The following is a 16,091-nucleotide window of genomic DNA, read 5'->3' as shown; positions in this document are numbered from 1 at the left end:
TCGGCAGGTCATTCCTCGGGCGGAAGCCCTTCGACCTTGTAGCGGCGCTCGATCCCCGCCGTCGCGCGACCCCACTCGCTGTCCGCGGCGCGGCGCTGATGCTCCCGGAACGCCGGCGCGTCGGTCCACAGCTCCTCGACCGACCACGCACGCCCACCGCCGAGCGGCGTGATCTCGAACAGGAGGCAGCCGTCCTCGGCCCGCGTGCGCGCGATGTGCGCGTCGAGGTGGCGACGCACGGCGTCCGCTTCGTCTTTCGTCGCGCAGATCATGCGTCCCGACAGGCGCACTCCTCCGATGTCGACCATCATCAGTGGCCGATGTACCGGCCGGGCCGGTGGTTGAGAGCGAGCACGAGATTCAGCACGACGGCTCCGGCTGCGCTGAGCAGAACGAACTGCCAGGGCACGACGAGGAGTGCGAGGAGGATGACGAGGACATCGAAGACCATCATGGTCCACCCCACGCGGATGCCGGTCGCATCCTGGATGACGAGGGCGACGACGTTGATCCCGCCGAGGCTTGCGCCATGGCGGAACACGATGAGAAGACCGATGCCGGCAAGGAGGTTCCCCGCGACCGTTCCGAAGATCGGATCGATCCGTTCCACGAGGAAGAGGTGCTCGATGAGGACCGAGAAGCCCGACACCGCCCCGATGCAGACGAGGGTGCGAAGAGCGAAATTCCACCCGCGCTTCCACACGGCGAGCACGCCGAACGGCAGATTGACCACGGCGAACAGCGCCCAGAACGGCCACTCGAGCGCATAGTTCAACAGCAGCGAAAGGCCGGCGGTGCCTCCCGTGACGGCCATGCTCATGTGCAGCAGGAACAGGCCGAGCGAGACGGTGAAGGTGCCCGTGGCGAGTCCGACGATGTCGTCCAGCCACGAATGCGGCGCGGCTTTCTCCTCGAAGACGAGCGATGGCCCCGTCTCGGGTGCGGCGGGGTCGGCCGTCTCTTCGTGCGCTGTCACCGAATCAGGTTACAGAGCCGCGGTCAACCCCGTGATTTGCACGCGGAATCGGGAATGAAATGCCTTGTGGGACGTTGTATCCGTCAAGGAGGACCCGTGGGCAAGAACTACATCGACATCGAGAACGACCGAGGCGAGACGCTGCGCTACCGCAAGCACGCCAACGGGCGTGGCTTGATCGCGAACGGCGCCAAGGTGCACCCGAGCGCGATCGTCGAAGCAGGCACCTACGTCGAACCCGGGGCGCAGATCGCGGCGGGAGCCCGAATCGGCCGCGGCGTGTGGATCGAACCGGATGCCGTCATCGGCCCGAACGTCGAGATCGCCCCGCACGCGCACATCGGCCCCGGAGCGGCGATCGGCGCCGGCGCGAAGATCGGCGTCCGCTGCTTCGTCGGCGCAGGAGCACGCGTCGCCAGCGAATCGCTGATCGGCGACGACGAGAGCATCCCCGACGGCGAACGCGTCGCGACCGATCGACGCGGATTGCGTCTGGCGGCCTGATCGCACCCCCAGCACGACATCGAGGCCCGACCCCTTTCCGGGGCCGGGCTTTCGTCTGTGGTCGAGGCTAGCCTCGGCGGATGATCACGTCCCGCCGCCCGACCCGAGCCGCCGTCGCCGGATTCGTCGGTGCGCTGCTGCTCGCCGGGATCTGGGTGGCGGCATCCGCTCTGCAGCGGGCGCCGCGCGACGGCATCCCCGCAGACGCGATCGTGGTCACGGTCGGACGCGTGGTCGACGGAGACACGCTCGTGACGGCGGAGGGAGCACGGGTCCGGCTGATCGGCATCGACGCTCCCGAGGTGCGGCCGGAGACCGAATGCGGAGCGGATGCCGCGACCGCCCGCCTGCGCGAGCTCGCACCCGAGGGGGGACGCGCCTGGGTCCTCGCCGACAGTGAGGGTCTCGATCGCTTCGACCGCGACCTGCGATACCTGTGGACCGAGGACGGAATATTCGTCAACGAGGCGCTCGTGGCGGAAGGGCGCGCCCGGACGCTCCGCATCGCACCGAACGTCCGGTACGCGGACCGGTTCGCTGCCGCCGAATCCGACGCTCGGACGAACGGGGTGGGCCTGTGGGGCGTCTGCTGAATTGCGCCGTCCCGCGGCGACCCGAGGCGCGCGGCTACGCTGGCAGCCATGGCGACACGCGGCGGACCCCAGCGCAAGGGCGGCCGTCCGACGCCGGGAAAGGCCCGCGCGGGGGGTGCCAAAGCGGCACCGAAGCGGAAGGCCGCCCCGGCACCGATGCCGCCGCCTCCGTCCGGCCCGTTCCGCCTCGGCGCGATCCCGGGCGCGACGCCGGGGAAATGGATCGACATCTGGAAGACGCGGATGCCGCGCAACCCGCTCGAGCTTGTGCCGGTGACCGTGGCGGGTCAGCGCGACGCGGTCACCGGTGACGTCGTGGACGCCGCGATCGTCCGGCTGCCGATCAAGCGTGACGGGCTGAATGTCATCGCGCTCTACGAAGAGCAGACGGTCGTCGTATGCGCCGCCGACTCCCACCTGACCGCGGCGGACGAGCTGGCCGCCGACGACCTCGTCGGAGAGGTCCGGATCGTGCCCGGCGACGACGTCCTGTCGTTCGAGGTCCCGGGAACGGAGCCACCGCGCTTCGCCGCGCCGGCGACGACGGGCGACGCGATCGAGACCGTCGCCGCGGGCATCGGGATCGTCCTCGTCCCGATGTCGCTCGCGCGGCTGCACCACCGCAAGGACGTCGCCTTCCGCCCGCTCGCCGAGGCGCCGACGTCCGCGGTCGCAATCGCGTGGCCCGCGGAGGGTGCAAGTGAGCTCGTCGACACGTTCGTGGGCATCGTGCGCGGCCGCACCTCGAACTCGTCGCGCTGACGCACGGCGTTGGCCCTCCGACCGGGCATTTAGACTCGAAGAATGGCTCCGCTCGTCTACCTGTGCGTTCGCCCGCAGGTGGATGCCGCGGACGGCGAGTACGCGTCCTTCCATCAGGCGATGGGCGTCGGCGAGATCGGCCTGGAACGCTGGGACCTCGTCGATCACGACCTGCCCGCGGATGCGTTCGATCGCTGGCGAGGATTCGTCGTCGGCGGCAGCCCGTTCAACACCACCGACCCCGACGACACCAAGCCGGTCGAGCAGGCCCGGATCGAATCCGGGCTCCGAGCCGTGGCACAGGCCGCGGCCACGGGTCGGACGACGGCGCTGTTCACGTGCTTCGGGATCGGGGTAGCCTCACGCGCCCTCGGCGGCGAGGTCACACGCGACTACCCGGAAGGGACGGGGCCCACCGGCATCCGTCTCACTGACGCCGGTCGCGAGGATCGGCTTTTCAGCGGGCTGACGGCGGAATTCACCGCTCTGACAGCGCACAAGGAAGCGATAGAGCGGCTGCCCGAGGGCGCCGTACTCCTGGCGACGAACGATGACTGTCCCGTTCAGGCGTACCGGTTCGGTGATCGGCTGTACGCGACGCAGTTCCATCCCGAGCCGACAGGGATCGCGTTCACGGAGCGGATGACGATCTATCGCAATCACGGGTATTTCGACGCCGACGAGTACGACACGGTGGCGGCCCGGGTTCTCGCCGCCGACCTCGACGAACCGCAGCTGCTCCTGCGCCGATTCGCCGAGATCTTCTGACCGTTCAGCGGCGCGCGAGGGCGAGTTCGCCTCGGCGCCCGCGTGCCCACAGGACGAGCGGTACGACGACGACGACCGCCGCGGCGATCCACGCCGTGATGGCGATCGGGGTCGATTGGGGCTCGGTCGCGAAACGACCGATGCCGATCCACAGCAGGCCCCATGCCGAGGCGAGGGCGGGGGCGAGGCGGCCCCGCGTGCCGATGGCACTCGAGGCGGCGATGAGGACGACCACGACGATGACGGCGATCCCCCATGCGGTCGCCGCGGTACCCCACGACCGCGGGGCGACCTCGGCCGTGAGCCACGCCGTCGTGTTCGCGACCGTCGCGAGAGTGACCCAGCCGAGGTGGAGACCGACGGTGACGTCGGTGAAGAACGACTCGGCGAACGTGCGGGGCGGGTTGAGCACGAGGATGCGGATCGTCCATCCGAGCGCGACGAGAAGTGCCGCGATCGTCAGGACGGTGACCAGAAGCGTCGTGTACTGGGCGGCGAGCAGCCACAGTCCGTTGAGGACGGCGGTCACCGCGATGGGATACCCCGCCTTGCGCTGACGATCACTGTCACGCTGTGACGGCAACGCCTGCCAGACCGTGTAGGCGATCATGAACAGGTAGATGACGCTCCAGATCGAGAACGCCTGAGCCGCGGGGGCGAGCACCGTCGACGTGGCGGAGAGTGCGCCGCCCTGGAGGTCCTGCACCGGCGTCCCACCGAGCACGCCCGCGCCGAACAGCGCGGCGATCAGCATGAAAGTCACTGCCGAGATCACGACGATCTGACGGGTGAGATCCGAGGAACGGGATGCGGTGGAGCTCATCATGTCGTCACGGTACGTTTCGCCGAGGTGCGGCGGCGAGCTCTTGACAGGTCTGGGGCTGAGGATCGAGAGAGCTTTCCGGCACCCCCGCGAGCCCGCCGTCGGATGAGAGCCTTCTCACCTCCGGGTCGGTCCACAACGTGTGTATTCGACGATTCTCGGGGTCTGAATGTCGGAGGTTGGTGCGAGAGTGCAGGTATGACGAACACCGCGAAAACCCCCGATGGCGAGGCGTATCTCGCCGCCATCGCGGGGATCGTTGCGGACGTGGAAAACGTGGGCATCGAGTTGGCGCGCGTGCAGATCCGGGAGCTTCGCGTGCTCGCCGCAGCCGGATGGCTCGCGGATGAGCAGACCGCCCCTCGGAACGCCAGAGTCCAGATGCACGACATGGTGCTGCGCTCGATCTCCGCTGAGGTCGCTGGTGTGATGCGGATGACCGACCGGACCGTGCAACGACGGATCGGGGAAGCTCGACTCATCATCGAGGGGTTCCCCGCCGCGGTCGCCGCGTGGGAGGCCGGGCGGATCGTGCGCGGTCATGTGCTGGCAATCGTGGATGCGGGATCGAACCTCCCCTCAGAACTGTGGGGCGAGTTCGAGACCATCGCGATCGAACGCTGCGACGGTCAGACACCGAACCGGGTTCGAGGTGAGCTCGAGATCCTCGCCCACCGGATGCACCCCCGATCCTTCGCGGAACGACATGAAGAGGCTGCCGCGGGGCGGTGCGTGCGCCTCGTGCCCGGGCGGGACGGGATGTCGGATCTGATCGCCACGCTGCCGACGGTGATCGCCGAGGGCATCCACGACCGGTTGACGCACCAGGCACGGGCGATCATCGACACCCGCGAGGAACGAGCCCCGGAATCGGTGGTCGTTGCGACCGACGCTCGCTCCACCGATCAGGTCCGCGCGGACGTGTTCGCCGACCTGCTCCTCGCCGGCGCACCCGCCCTCGACGACACCCGCGACACCACCGCCGGACCGCTGGGGGCGATCCGCGCACGGGTGCAGGTGCTCGTTCCCGCGGCGACGCTCACCGGGGCCGACGACGGACCCTGCGACCTCGCCGGACGCTCCCCCATCGATCCCGCCACCGCGCGAACGCTCGCCGGCGGCACGGGGGTCTGGGAGCGCCTCTTCCACGACCCGGTCACCGGGGTCACCGTGTCGACCGACTCGTACCGGGTCCCGTCCGGCATGCGACGTTTCCTACAAGTGCGGGACCAGCACTGCCGGTTCCCCGGATGCCGCGTCGCCGCCATCCGCTGCGAAGTCGACCACACCCACGACCATGCGCTCGGCGGGAAGACGGAACTCTCGAACCTCGCTCACCTGTGCCAACGGCATCACTCGATGAAGCAGTTCACCGCCTGGAGAGTCCGACAACTGAAGGGTGGAGTCCTCGAATGGACCTCACCCCTTGGCAGAACGTATCGCGAAGACGCACCCACCCCGGCCGTCGCCTTCACCCCTGCCACCACGCACTCCGGAGACCCGGCGCCCTTCTGAGGCCTGCGCGCGGGTCGCGAGACGCGGGTTAGGGCGTGGTCAGATGGCTGCAAATTCGAGACCTGACCGAGGCGAACTGTGAACAACCCACGACTCCCTCTCCGCTGTCGCAAAATACGACGACTTGAGGCGCATTGCGACAGGGGAACGACGAGCGGGTCAGCCGACGACCACCGCCGACTCCGGCGCGACGACCACACGGTCCCCGGCAGACGTCGGCTCGACCGACGCGATCCAGACATCGCCGCCGACGACCTCCCACGGCTCGGACGACAGATTCACGAGCACCCGCGCCGCGCCGCGGTGCAGCACGTACCGCGGACCGGTCGACGTCGGGTGCACCTCGGCATCCCGCCCACCAGGGCCGGGATGCGTCAGCTCGGGGCGCGAGCGACGCAGCTTCGCCAGCCGCCGGTACAGGTCGAGCAGCCGCGCGTGATCGCCGGCACCGAGTTCCGACCAGTCGAGCTTCGATCGCTCGAAGGTCGCGGGGTCGTTCGGATGCGGCACGATGCTCTCGTCCCACCCCATCTTGACGAACTCCTCGATGCGGCCCTTCGCGGTCGCCTCGGCCAGCTCGGGCTCGGGGTGCGAGGTGAAGAACTGCCACGGCGTCGACGCGCCCCACTCCTCGCCCATGAACAGCATCGGCGTCCCCGGCGCGGTCAGCGTCAGCACCGCTGCGACCGCCAGACGGTCCGCCGACAGCGTCGCGGTCAGACGATCGCCCGCCGCACGGTTGCCGATTTGGTCGTGATCCTGTGCGTACGTCACGAGCCGCCAGGATGCCGCCTCCTCGGGCACCGGCTTGCCGTGATCCCGCTCGCGGAACGACGAGTACGTCCCGTCGTGGAAGAAGCCCTTCGTCCACACCTTCGGCAGCGCCTCCGGATCGGCGAAGTCCTCGTAGTAGCCGACCGCCTCGCCGGTCAGCGCGACGTGCACCGCATGGTGCCAGTCATCCGACCACTGCGCCGTCAGTCCGTATCCGCCCGCTTCGCGCGGCAGGAACATCACCGGATCGTTCATGTCGCTTTCTGCGATCAGCGTCAGCGGACGCCCGACGTGCGCGCTCAGCGCGTCGGTCCGCTCCGCGATCTCCTGCAGGATGTGCACCGGCTGCGTCCCGGACTCGTGCAGGGCGTGCACGGCATCCAGCCGCAGCCCGTCGACGTGGAAGTCCCGCATCCACATGAGCGCGTTCTCCACGATGAACGACCGCACCGCCGCCTCATCGAGATTGAGGCTGTCGCCCCACGTGTTCCGTGACCCGTCACGCAGGTACGGACCATACTCGGGCAGGTAGTTCCCGCTCGGGCCCAGGTGGTTGTAGACCACGTCCTGGATCACCGCGAGGCCTGCCGCGTGCGCGGCGTCCACGAACCGCTGATACGCCTCCGGCCCGCCATAGGTCTCCTGAACGGCGTACCAGAGCACACCGTCGTAGCCCCAGTTGTGGGTGCCGTTGAAGGCGTTCACCGGCAGCAGCTCGATGTGCGTCACGCCGATGTCGATCAGGTGGCCGAACCGCTCGATCGCCGCGTCGAGCGTGCCCTCGGGCGTGAACGTGCCGAGGTGCAGCTCGTAGATCAGCCCGCCGGCGAGCTGCCGCCCGGTCCACTCCTCGTCGGTCCACGCGAAGGATGCCGCGTCAAACCACGCCGACGCCTCGTGGACTCCGCGCGGCTGCCGCCGTGAGCGCGGATCCGGACGCAGATCGTCGCCGTCACCCAGGACGAAGCCGTACTCGTCGCCGTCCGCGAGCGCGACATCGGCCGCCCACCAGCCGTCGCCCGCCGCGGTCATCGCGACGTCATCCGTACCGGGACGACGCAGCCGCACCCGCTCGACCCGCGGAGCCCAGACCTCGATCACGATGCATTCCCCTCGATGACGTCCGCCGGCGCCAGCAGCGCGACGGGATAGGTGTCCAGCAGATCGGCGAGACGAAGGCGTCCGCCCTCGAAGCGGCGCCCGGTCAGCACGTCCACCGTCGGACCGACGTGCGTGAGGAGCTCGGCGTCGCCCCAGCCGCCGCGGTCGACGAGCCCGGCGGGCAGCCGCGTCGCCACCGCGACGACGCCGCCGCGGTCGAAGGCGACCGCGTGATCCGCGGCCGCGCCCACGACCGTCGTCGGCGTGTATCGCGTGAACAGCTCCGGGTGGTCCCGCTTCAGCCGCAGCGCCCGCGACACCACGAGCAGCTTCGCGGCGCCCGACGCGTCGACCGGCGGCATCCACCCCTCGTCGAGACGTGCGAGCAGCCGTCGACGTTCCGCGAAGTCGACCTCGCGACGGTTGTCGGGGTCGACGAGCGAGTGGTCCCACAACTCGGTGCCCTGGTAGACGTCGGGAACGCCCGGTCCCGTCAGCTGCAGGAGCTTCAGCGACAGCGAGTTCGACCGGCCGAGCGGCGTGATCTCGTCCACGAACCCCTCGACGAGCCACCGCGCATCGCCGAAGGCGGCGTCGACGAGACGATGCATCTTCTCCTCGAAAGCCTCGTCGGGGTCCGACCACGTCGTGCTGTTCCCGGCCTCGCGCGACGCCTTCTCGGCGTAGGCGTGCAGGCGCTCGCGCGACGCGGGCCACGCACCGATGATCGCCTGCCAGAGCAGGTTGTCGAACGGTCCATCGCCGGTGGAGGCGACCGCGCGCAGCTCGCCGAGCACCTCGGCCCAGCGCTCGGGCATCTCGGCCAGCACCGACAGGCGCGTGCGGACGTCCTCGCTGCGCTTCGTGTCATGCGTCGACAGCGACGTCATCGCCGCCGGCCACGAGGCCTGACGATGAGCGGATGCCGCGTGGAACCCGTCGACGTCGACCGCGAACTCCGTCGGGTCGCCGCCCACCTCGGTGAGCGTGCCGAGCCGGGTCCAGCGGTAGAACGTCGTGTCCTCGACGCCCTTCGCCATGACGGGACCCGTCGACTGCATGAACCGACGCGTGAACTCGCTGTCGGGGCCGGTGACCAGGCGCCCGGCGATCGTCGCGAACGCGTCGGCCAGCTCGGGCCGGCGCGATGACGCCAGCGCGACCGCGGAATGGACCTCCTCCGCACCCGCCGGCAGGTAGGCGCGGTACACCGGGAACGCCGCGAGCATCTCGGCGAGTGCATCGAGCCACTGGTCGTCGGGCGCGCCGCCCCGCTCTCCCACGGGAACGAGCGCCGCGAGGCGCAGCACCTCGGCGTGGAGCCCGTCGGTCGCCCACGAGAGCTTCGCCTCGTGCATCATGTCGGCGTAGTCGGCGGCATCGCCGCCGCGCAGCTGCGTGTCGAGCGCGGTGAGTCCCGCCTCGCCGGCCGGATCGATCAGCACGCGGTCGAGGACCGCCATCGCGTCGTACCCGGTCGTGCCCTCGGTCGCCCACCACGACGGCAGTTCTTCGCCGTGCTCGAGGATCTTCTCCACCAGCACGTACGCGCCGCCTGTGGCGTCCGCCAACAGGTCGAGGTAGCCGCCCGGATCGGCGAGACCGTCCGGGTGGTCGACACGAAGGCCGTCGGCGAGTCCCTCGTCGATCCAGCGCACGATCTCGCCGTGGCTCGCATCGAAGACCGCCGGGTCCTCGACGCGCACACCCGCGAGGGTCGTCACGGCGAAGAAGCGCCGGTAGTTGAGCTCCGCGTCGCCGCGGCGCCAGAACAGCAGCTCGTAGTGCTGCCGCTGGAGCACGTCGCGCACGTCGCCCTCACCCGTGCCGTCCGCGAGCGGGAACTCGTGGTCGAAGTACCGCACGACGCCCGCGTCGGTGTCGACCGTGATCTCGCCCGCGTCGATCGCCGCGTCGAGCTCCGACCCGAGGACAGGGAGCCGCAGCCGCCCGCCGAGCGCCCAGTTGACGTCGAAGGCCGCCGCATGCGGCGACGCCTGGCCCTGGCGGAGCACGTCCCTCCACCACGGGTTCTGTCGGGGGTCCGACACGCCCTGGTGGTTGGGCACGATGTCGATCAGGACGCCGAGGCCCGCCTCGCGCGCCGCAGCGGCGAATCTCGAGAGGCCCTCGGGACCGCCGCGCTCGGGGTCCACGACCGTCGGATCGACGACGTCGTAGCCATGATCCGATCCGCTGGTGGCGGCAAGGATCGGCGACAGGTAGGCCCAGTCCACGCCGAGGTCGCGCAGGTAGTCGGTGAGCTCGGCCGCGGCATCCAGATCGAAGCCGGCGCGGATCTGCAGCCGGTACGTCGAGCGCGGCGTCTTGTGCGCGTCGGTCATGAGTGGGGCAGCTCGATCTGCGGCGCCTCGGCGGGGATCACGTCGATCGTCCCCGTCATCGCGGCGAGCGATGCCGCCACCGACGGATCGGGTTCGACGGTCTCCTCCTCGTGGTCGCGGAGGACGACGAGCGCGCGACCTCCGACCGACACCGTGCCGCCCGGGTCGACGATCGGCGCGTCCGCGGCACCGCCGGCGGTGTCGACGATGATCTCCCACTTCGGGCTCGCCGACGCCGTCGGCACCGTGAAGTCGATCGTCTCGTCGCCCGCGTTGAAGAAGACGAAGAAGTGCCGATCGTGGATCTCCTCGCCGCGGCGATCGCGCTCGCGGATGCCGTCGCCGTTGAGGAACACACCGACCGCGCGGCCGAAGCCGGAGTCCCAGTCCTCCGGCTGCATCTCGGAGCCGTCGGGGCGGATCCAGGCGATGTCGGGCAGCGGCGCCCCCTCTTCGCGGCGCACCGGGCGACCGTCGAAGAAGCGGCGACGACGGAACGTGGGGTGGTCACGACGCAGGCGGGCGAGCACCGAGGTGAACTCGATGAGCGGCTGGTCGATGGAGCTCCAGTCGATCCAGGTCAGCTCGTTGTCCTGCGCGTACCCGTTGTTGTTGCCGTTCTGCGTGCGGCCGAGCTCGTCGCCGTGCGAGATCATCGGCACGCCCTGGCTCAGCAGCATCGTCGCGAGGAAGTTGCGCTGCTGCCGTGCCCGCACCCGCAGGATGTCCGGATCATCCGTCGGACCCTCGACGCCGTGGTTGTACGAGCGGTTGTGCGATTCGCCGTCGTTGCCTTCCTCGCCGTTGGCCTCGTTGTGCTTCTCGTTGTATGAGACGAGGTCGCGCAGGGTGAACCCGTCGTGCGCCGTGACGAAGTTGATGGATGCCACCGGCCAGCGCCCGTCCTGCTCGTACAGGTCCGCAGAGCCCGTGAGGCGCAGGGCGAACTCGCCGAGGGTCGACGGCTCACCGCGCCAGAAGTCGCGGACCGTGTCGCGGTACTTGCCGTTCCACTCGGTCCACTGCGGCGGGAAGTTGCCGACCTGGTAGCCGCCGGGGCCGATGTCCCACGGCTCGGCGATGAGCTTGACCTGGCTGACGATCGGGTCCTGCTGCACGAGCTCGAAGAACGCCGACAGGCGGTCGACGTCGTAGAACTCGCGGGCGAGGGTCGAAGCGAGGTCGAAGCGGAAGCCGTCGACGTGCATCTCGAGCACCCAGTACCGCAGCGAGTCCATGATCAGCTGCAGCGTGTGCGGGTTGCCGACGTTGAGGCTGTTGCCCGTGCCGGTGTAGTCCGTGTAGTAGCGCTTGTCGTCGTCCTCGAGCCGGTAGTACGCGAGGTTGTCGATACCGCGCATCGAGAGCGTCGGGCCCATGTGATTGCCCTCGGCGGTGTGGTTGTAGACGACGTCGAGGATGACCTCGATGCCCGCGGCGTGGAGCGCGCGCACCATCGCCTTGAACTCCTGCACCTGCTGGCCGACGCCACCGGCGGACGAGTACGTGTTCTGCGGGGCGAAGAAGGCGATCGTGTTGTAGCCCCAGTAGTTGGAGAGGTCCTTCTCCTGCAGCGTCGAGTCGTTCACGAACTGGTGCACCGGCATGAGCTCGAGAGCCGTCACGCCGATCTTCTTCAAGTGCTCGATGACGACCGGGTGCGCGATCGCACTGTACGTGCCGCGGATGTCGTCGGGGATGTCGGGGTGCGTCATCGTGAGGCCCTTGACGTGGGCTTCGTAGATGACGGTCTCGGCGTACGGCGTCTTCGGCTGGCGATCGCCCTGCCAGTCGAAGTACGGGTTCACGACGACGCCCTTCATCATGGCGCCGGCGGAGTCGTCGTCGTTCGTCGAGTCGGGGTCGCCGAACGTGTAGCTGAAGACGGACTGGTCCCACTCGATCTGGCCGTCGACGGCCTTCGCGTACGGATCGAGGAGCAGCTTGTTCGGGTTGAACCGCTGACCGTTCTCGGGATCGTACGAACCGTGGACGCGGTAGCCGTAGCGCTGGCCCGGCTGCACGGACGGCAGATACGCGTGCCAGACGAAGGCATCCACGTCGATGAGCTCGACGCGCGTCTCCTCGCCGTTCTCGTCGAACAGGCAGAGCTCGACTTTCTCAGCGCATTCGCTGAACAGGGCGAAGTTCGTCCCATTGCCGTCGAAGGTCGCTCCCAAGGGGTAAGCGGAACCGGGCCAAACCTGCATGCGAACTCCCGTGATAGGTGGAAGGCCACAGTACCCAGGCGGGGTTTCCGACCCCCGGCCCTTGACAGGTCACCGCAACGACAGCATGTCGTCGAGGTAGCCCGCGAGCGGCCTGGGCGGGCCGGTGTGGCTCCAGGCCACGTGCGGCACGCCGTCCCTGAGCGAGAGGATGCCGGAGCTCCCGCCGCTGTCGACGGCGGCGGCATCCATCTCGGTCCAGCCCAGGTGGAGAACCTCCCCCTCGGCGAATCCCCCGCGGAAGGCGGCCGCGGCCCGCTCGGACCGCGCACGCTGCGCCTCGGCGGTGTAGCCGCGGACTGCTTCATGGCGCGCACGGAGGACCTCGCCGGTCGCGAACACCCGGTCCTCACCGATCAGCAACGCGCCCACGTGCCACGCCTCCGTCACCGGAACGATGCGGGGAGCGCGTCCGATGCCGAGGATGCGGCGGTTCGCCGCCCACTCCCCCAGTCGCTCGCGCGGCGAGCCCGCCAGTCGCTCCCGCGCCGCCTGCAGCAGGCCGATGACGGTCGACACCGTCAGACGAGGCGCGTCGGCGCGGCCGCCCCGGCACCGCGGATCTGCTGGTGCAGGCGGGTCATGCGGGCGTCGAGCTCGGCGGCCGCATCGGCGGCATCCTTCAACTGCCCCAGCAGGGAGTCGGGGACCTGTCGCTCGTACTTGTAGTAGATCTTGTGCTCCAGGCTCGCCCAGAAATCCATCGCGATCGTGCGGAACTGCACCTCCACCGGGACGTCGACGCGGCCGGTCGACAGGTAGACGGGCACCTCGAGGATCGCATGCAGGCTCTTGTAGCCGTTGCCCTTGGGTGTCGCGATGTAGTCCTCCACCTCGCGCACGGTGATGTCGTCCTGCGCGCTCAGCAGATCGAACAGGCGGTACACGTCGTTCACGAAACTGCACGTGATGCGGATGCCGGCGATGTCGGTGATGTGCGCGCGCACCGACTCGAAGTCGGGGTCGATGCCGCGTCGCTGGATCTTCTCGACGAGACTGTCGGGCGACTTCACACGGCTCGAGACGTGCTCGATCGGGTTGTAGTCGTGCATCTCATGGAACTCCTCGCGGAGGATCGAGATCTTCGTCTCGATCTCCTGCAGCCCGAACCGGTACTCCATGAGGAACCGCTGGAACTCGTCGCGCATGCTGCGAAGGGAGGAGGCCGACACCGTGATCTGCTGCTCGTCGAGCGGAGTGGACATGAGGCGACGCTACCGGGAACCACTCCGAGCGCGCTGAGAAGGATGTCTCATCCCGCCGTGGGTGGGGCGGTCGTCGCCCGGGGCACGAGTGCCGTCGGCAGTCGCAGGTGGGTCGCGGCCGGACGGCCCCCGCCCATGAGCTCGAGCAGCATCGTGACCGCCTCGGCCCCGAGGCGCTGCATCGGCTGGCGGACGGTCGACAGCGCGGGAACCGACTGCGAGGCGTCCGGCACGTCGTCGAACCCGATCACGGAGAGGTCCTCCGGCACCGACAGGCCGTGTTCGTGCGCGACGCGGATCACCGTGAGCGCCGAGACGTCGTTGGCCGCGAACACGGCGGTGGGCCGGTCGGTGCGCCGCAGCAACCGCGTCGCCGCCTCGCGCGAGATGTCCTCCACATAGCGTCCGACGCCGACGAGACCCGGATCGAACGGGATGCGGGCGTCTTCGAGAGCCCGTCGGTAGCCGCCCTCGCGCAGCATCGAGGAGCGGAGGTCGGGGCGGCCCGCGACGAATCCGATGCGCCGGTGCCCGAGCGAGACGAGGTAGGCGACCGCGTGCCGCGCGCCGGCGAAACTGTCGGACTCGACCGTCGGGAGGTCGGCGGGCCCCGTGTGCGGGTCGATCGCGACGACGGGGACGTCCGCCGTGACGTTCACGACCGTGGGGGTGACCATGATCACCCCGTCGACGAGCGTGCCGCTCAGCCGGCTCAGCGACCGCCGCTCCCATCCCTCGCTCGAGACGGCCCGCGACCCGCTGTAGGCGAGCAGATCCAGTCGCGAGTCGCGCAGAGCCGCGCCCACCCCTTTGAGCACCTCGGCCGAGAACGGCTCGAAGTCGGCGACGAGGACGCCGACGACGCCGGTCTGGCGCGCGCGCATGCTGCTCGCGACGAGGCTCGACTCGTAGCCGAGTTCCTCGACGGCGCTCAGCACGCGCTGCACGGTCGCAGGTGCCACGCCGTACCGTCCGTTGACGGCTTTGGACACGGTGGCCACCGAGACGCCCGCCGCAGCGGCGACGTCGTGGATGGTGGCGCGGCTTCGCATGCGTCGAAGCGTAGCGGTATGGAAAACATTTTCGAAAACGTTTGACGTGGGCGGCAACAATTCCGACACTGGGGACCGAACTCCTGGCACGCACCGCCGGGACCACCCGCACCTCGAGGACCGAGCGTGCACTCAATGAGGAGATTGGTGATCACATGAGGACCAGAAGGATCATGGCGGGGCTCGCGGCAGTGGCCGCGGCGACACTCGCACTCAGCGCCTGTTCCGGCGGCAACGGCGGCGGCAGCGGCGACGGAACCGTCGAGATGACGCTGTGGCAGAACTCGACCACCGGCCCCGGCCAGCAGTTCTGGAAGGACGCGATCGCGGCCTTCGAGAAGGAGAACGACGGCGTCACCATCAAGATGCAGTCCGTCCAGAACGAGGACATGGACGGCAAGCTGCAGACCGCGCTCAACGCGGGAGACCCGCCCGACATCTTCCTGCAGCGCGGCGGCGGCAAGATGACCGCGATGGTCAACGCCGGCCAGCTGATGGATCTCACGGACATGATCTCGGACGACATCCGCGGCGAGATCTCGGAAGGCTCGTTCGCCGCGGAGACCTACCAGGACAAGGTGTGGGCGATGCCGCTCTCCGTCCTGCCCGGCGGCTTCTTCTACAGCCAGGACGCCTTCGACGAGGCGGGCATCTCCGACACCCCCGCGACGATCGACGACCTCAAGAGCGACGTCGAGGCGCTCAAGGGCACTGGCATCGCCCCCATCGCCCTCGGCGCGAAGGATGCGTGGCCCGCCGCGCACTGGTACTACTTCTTCGCCATCCGCGAGTGCAGCCCGAAGGTGATCGAGGAGACCGGCGACTCGAAGGACTTCAGCGACGACTGCTGGACCCGCGCCGCTCAGGACCTCACGGACTTCGCGGCGATCAAGCCGTTCAATGACGGCTTCCTCACCACCGCCGCCCAGCAGGGCGCGGGAAGCTCGGCCGGTCTGGTCGCCAACCGCAAGGCCGCGATGGAGCTCATGGGCGCGTGGGACCCGGGCGTGATCGCCTCGCTCACCCCCGACGAGAAGCCCCTCCCCGACCTGGCCTGGTTCCCATTCCCCGAGATCTCGGGCGGTGACGGCGAGCCGGGTTCGATGATGGGCGGCGTCGACGGGTACTCGTGCGCCGCGCAGGCACCCAAGGAGTGCGCCGACTTCCTGAACTTCATCGCCGGGTCCGAGCAGCAGACGAAGTACTACGAGGCGTTCCAGTCGCCGCCGGTCAACTCGGTTGCTCAGAAGTCGGTGAAGGAGCCCTACCTGCAGCAGATCCTCGAGGCCTACAACAGCGCCCCGTTCGTCTCGCAGTGGCTCGACACCGTCCTCGGTCAGAACGTCGGCAACGCGCTGAACGTCGCCGTCGTCGACATGCTCGCCGGTGGCAGCGACCCGAAGAAGTTCATCGACGCCGTCAACGCCGCAGGCGCGCAGGGCTGA

The 16,091-nt window shown here is 69.2% G+C and carries 15 protein-coding genes; 6 read left to right on the top strand and 9 right to left on the bottom strand.

The window, feature by feature from the left end; translation table 11 throughout:
* Positions 1-8 precede the first annotated feature (8 nt).
* Both ACIQLK_RS04440 and ACIQLK_RS04435 read right to left on the bottom strand, forming a co-directional pair.
* Complete coding sequence (locus tag ACIQLK_RS04440) at positions 9-311, bottom strand: putative quinol monooxygenase (protein ID WP_400363089.1); 303 nt, start codon at positions 309-311, stop codon at positions 9-11.
* Positions 311-976 carry a YitT family protein gene (locus tag ACIQLK_RS04435; RefSeq protein WP_400363088.1) on the bottom strand — a complete coding sequence of 222 codons (666 nt, stop codon included), beginning with the start codon at positions 974-976 and terminating at the stop codon, positions 311-313. The genes ACIQLK_RS04440 and ACIQLK_RS04435 overlap by 1 nt, the downstream gene beginning before the upstream one ends.
* Before the next feature lie 96 nt (positions 977-1,072).
* On the opposite strand from ACIQLK_RS04435, the gene ACIQLK_RS04430 reads away from it, so the two are divergent.
* The 4 genes from ACIQLK_RS04430 (at position 1,073) to ACIQLK_RS04415 (ending at position 3,603) form a co-directional block, all read left to right on the top strand.
* Entirely contained in the window at positions 1,073-1,480 is a 408-nt protein-coding gene (locus ACIQLK_RS04430; RefSeq protein ID WP_400363087.1) for a transferase, read from the top strand.
* Between the two features lie 80 nt (positions 1,481-1,560).
* Positions 1,561-2,073 (top strand): thermonuclease family protein, encoded by a 513-nt coding sequence (locus ACIQLK_RS04425; RefSeq protein WP_400363086.1) that lies wholly within the window; start codon positions 1,561-1,563, stop codon positions 2,071-2,073.
* A gap of 48 nt (positions 2,074-2,121) precedes the next feature.
* On the top strand, positions 2,122-2,835 hold the full coding sequence (locus ACIQLK_RS04420; RefSeq protein WP_400363085.1) for a LysR substrate-binding domain-containing protein: 714 nt from the start codon (positions 2,122-2,124) through the stop codon (positions 2,833-2,835).
* A 42-nt stretch (positions 2,836-2,877) separates the two neighbouring features.
* On the top strand, positions 2,878-3,603 hold the full coding sequence (locus ACIQLK_RS04415; protein ID WP_400363084.1) for a GMP synthase: 726 nt from the start codon (positions 2,878-2,880) through the stop codon (positions 3,601-3,603).
* A 4-nt stretch (positions 3,604-3,607) separates the two neighbouring features.
* Here ACIQLK_RS04415 and ACIQLK_RS04410 read toward each other — a convergent pair whose 3' ends face one another.
* On the bottom strand, positions 3,608-4,426 hold the full coding sequence (locus ACIQLK_RS04410; protein ID WP_400363863.1) for a tryptophan-rich sensory protein: 819 nt from the start codon (positions 4,424-4,426) through the stop codon (positions 3,608-3,610).
* A gap of 198 nt (positions 4,427-4,624) precedes the next feature.
* On the opposite strand from ACIQLK_RS04410, the gene ACIQLK_RS04405 reads away from it, so the two are divergent.
* Positions 4,625-5,941 carry a DUF222 domain-containing protein gene (locus ACIQLK_RS04405; RefSeq protein WP_400363083.1) on the top strand — a complete coding sequence of 439 codons (1,317 nt, stop codon included), beginning with the start codon at positions 4,625-4,627 and terminating at the stop codon, positions 5,939-5,941.
* Between the two features lie 159 nt (positions 5,942-6,100).
* On the opposite strand, the gene treZ is transcribed toward ACIQLK_RS04405, so the two are convergent.
* The 6 genes from treZ to ACIQLK_RS04375 all read right to left on the bottom strand — a co-directional run bounded on the left by treZ (position 6,101) and on the right by ACIQLK_RS04375 (position 14,646).
* Positions 6,101-7,816 (bottom strand): malto-oligosyltrehalose trehalohydrolase, encoded by a 1,716-nt coding sequence (gene treZ / locus ACIQLK_RS04400; RefSeq protein ID WP_400363082.1) that lies wholly within the window; start codon positions 7,814-7,816, stop codon positions 6,101-6,103.
* Positions 7,813-10,161: a malto-oligosyltrehalose synthase gene (gene treY / locus ACIQLK_RS04395; protein WP_400363081.1), complete on the bottom strand. Its 2,349-nt coding sequence runs from the start codon at positions 10,159-10,161 to the stop codon at positions 7,813-7,815. Before treY ends, treZ begins: the two co-directional genes overlap by 4 nt.
* Complete coding sequence (glgX, locus tag ACIQLK_RS04390) at positions 10,158-12,371, bottom strand: glycogen debranching protein GlgX (protein WP_400363080.1); 2,214 nt, start codon at positions 12,369-12,371, stop codon at positions 10,158-10,160. The genes treY and glgX overlap by 4 nt, the downstream gene beginning before the upstream one ends.
* A 69-nt stretch (positions 12,372-12,440) precedes the next feature.
* Positions 12,441-12,908 carry a glutaminase gene (locus ACIQLK_RS04385; RefSeq protein WP_400363079.1) on the bottom strand — a complete coding sequence of 156 codons (468 nt, stop codon included), beginning with the start codon at positions 12,906-12,908 and terminating at the stop codon, positions 12,441-12,443.
* A gap of 2 nt (positions 12,909-12,910) precedes the next feature.
* On the bottom strand, positions 12,911-13,594 hold the full coding sequence (locus ACIQLK_RS04380; protein ID WP_400363078.1) for a GTP pyrophosphokinase family protein: 684 nt from the start codon (positions 13,592-13,594) through the stop codon (positions 12,911-12,913).
* Positions 13,595-13,641: 47 nt separating this feature from the next.
* On the bottom strand, positions 13,642-14,646 hold the full coding sequence (locus tag ACIQLK_RS04375; RefSeq protein WP_400363077.1) for a LacI family DNA-binding transcriptional regulator: 1,005 nt from the start codon (positions 14,644-14,646) through the stop codon (positions 13,642-13,644).
* A gap of 173 nt (positions 14,647-14,819) precedes the next feature.
* On the opposite strand from ACIQLK_RS04375, the gene ACIQLK_RS04370 reads away from it, so the two are divergent.
* Positions 14,820-16,091, top strand: a complete 1,272-nt coding sequence (locus ACIQLK_RS04370; RefSeq protein WP_400363076.1) for an ABC transporter substrate-binding protein — start codon at positions 14,820-14,822, stop codon at positions 16,089-16,091.

It is taken from the genome of Microbacterium sp. NPDC091382 (genome assembly GCF_044757025.1).
In the GTDB taxonomy this organism is placed as follows: Bacteria; Actinomycetota; Actinomycetes; order Actinomycetales; family Microbacteriaceae; genus Microbacterium.
The sequence above is the reverse complement of the archived record's forward strand: the minus strand, read 5'-3'. Positions and strand labels throughout refer to the sequence as shown.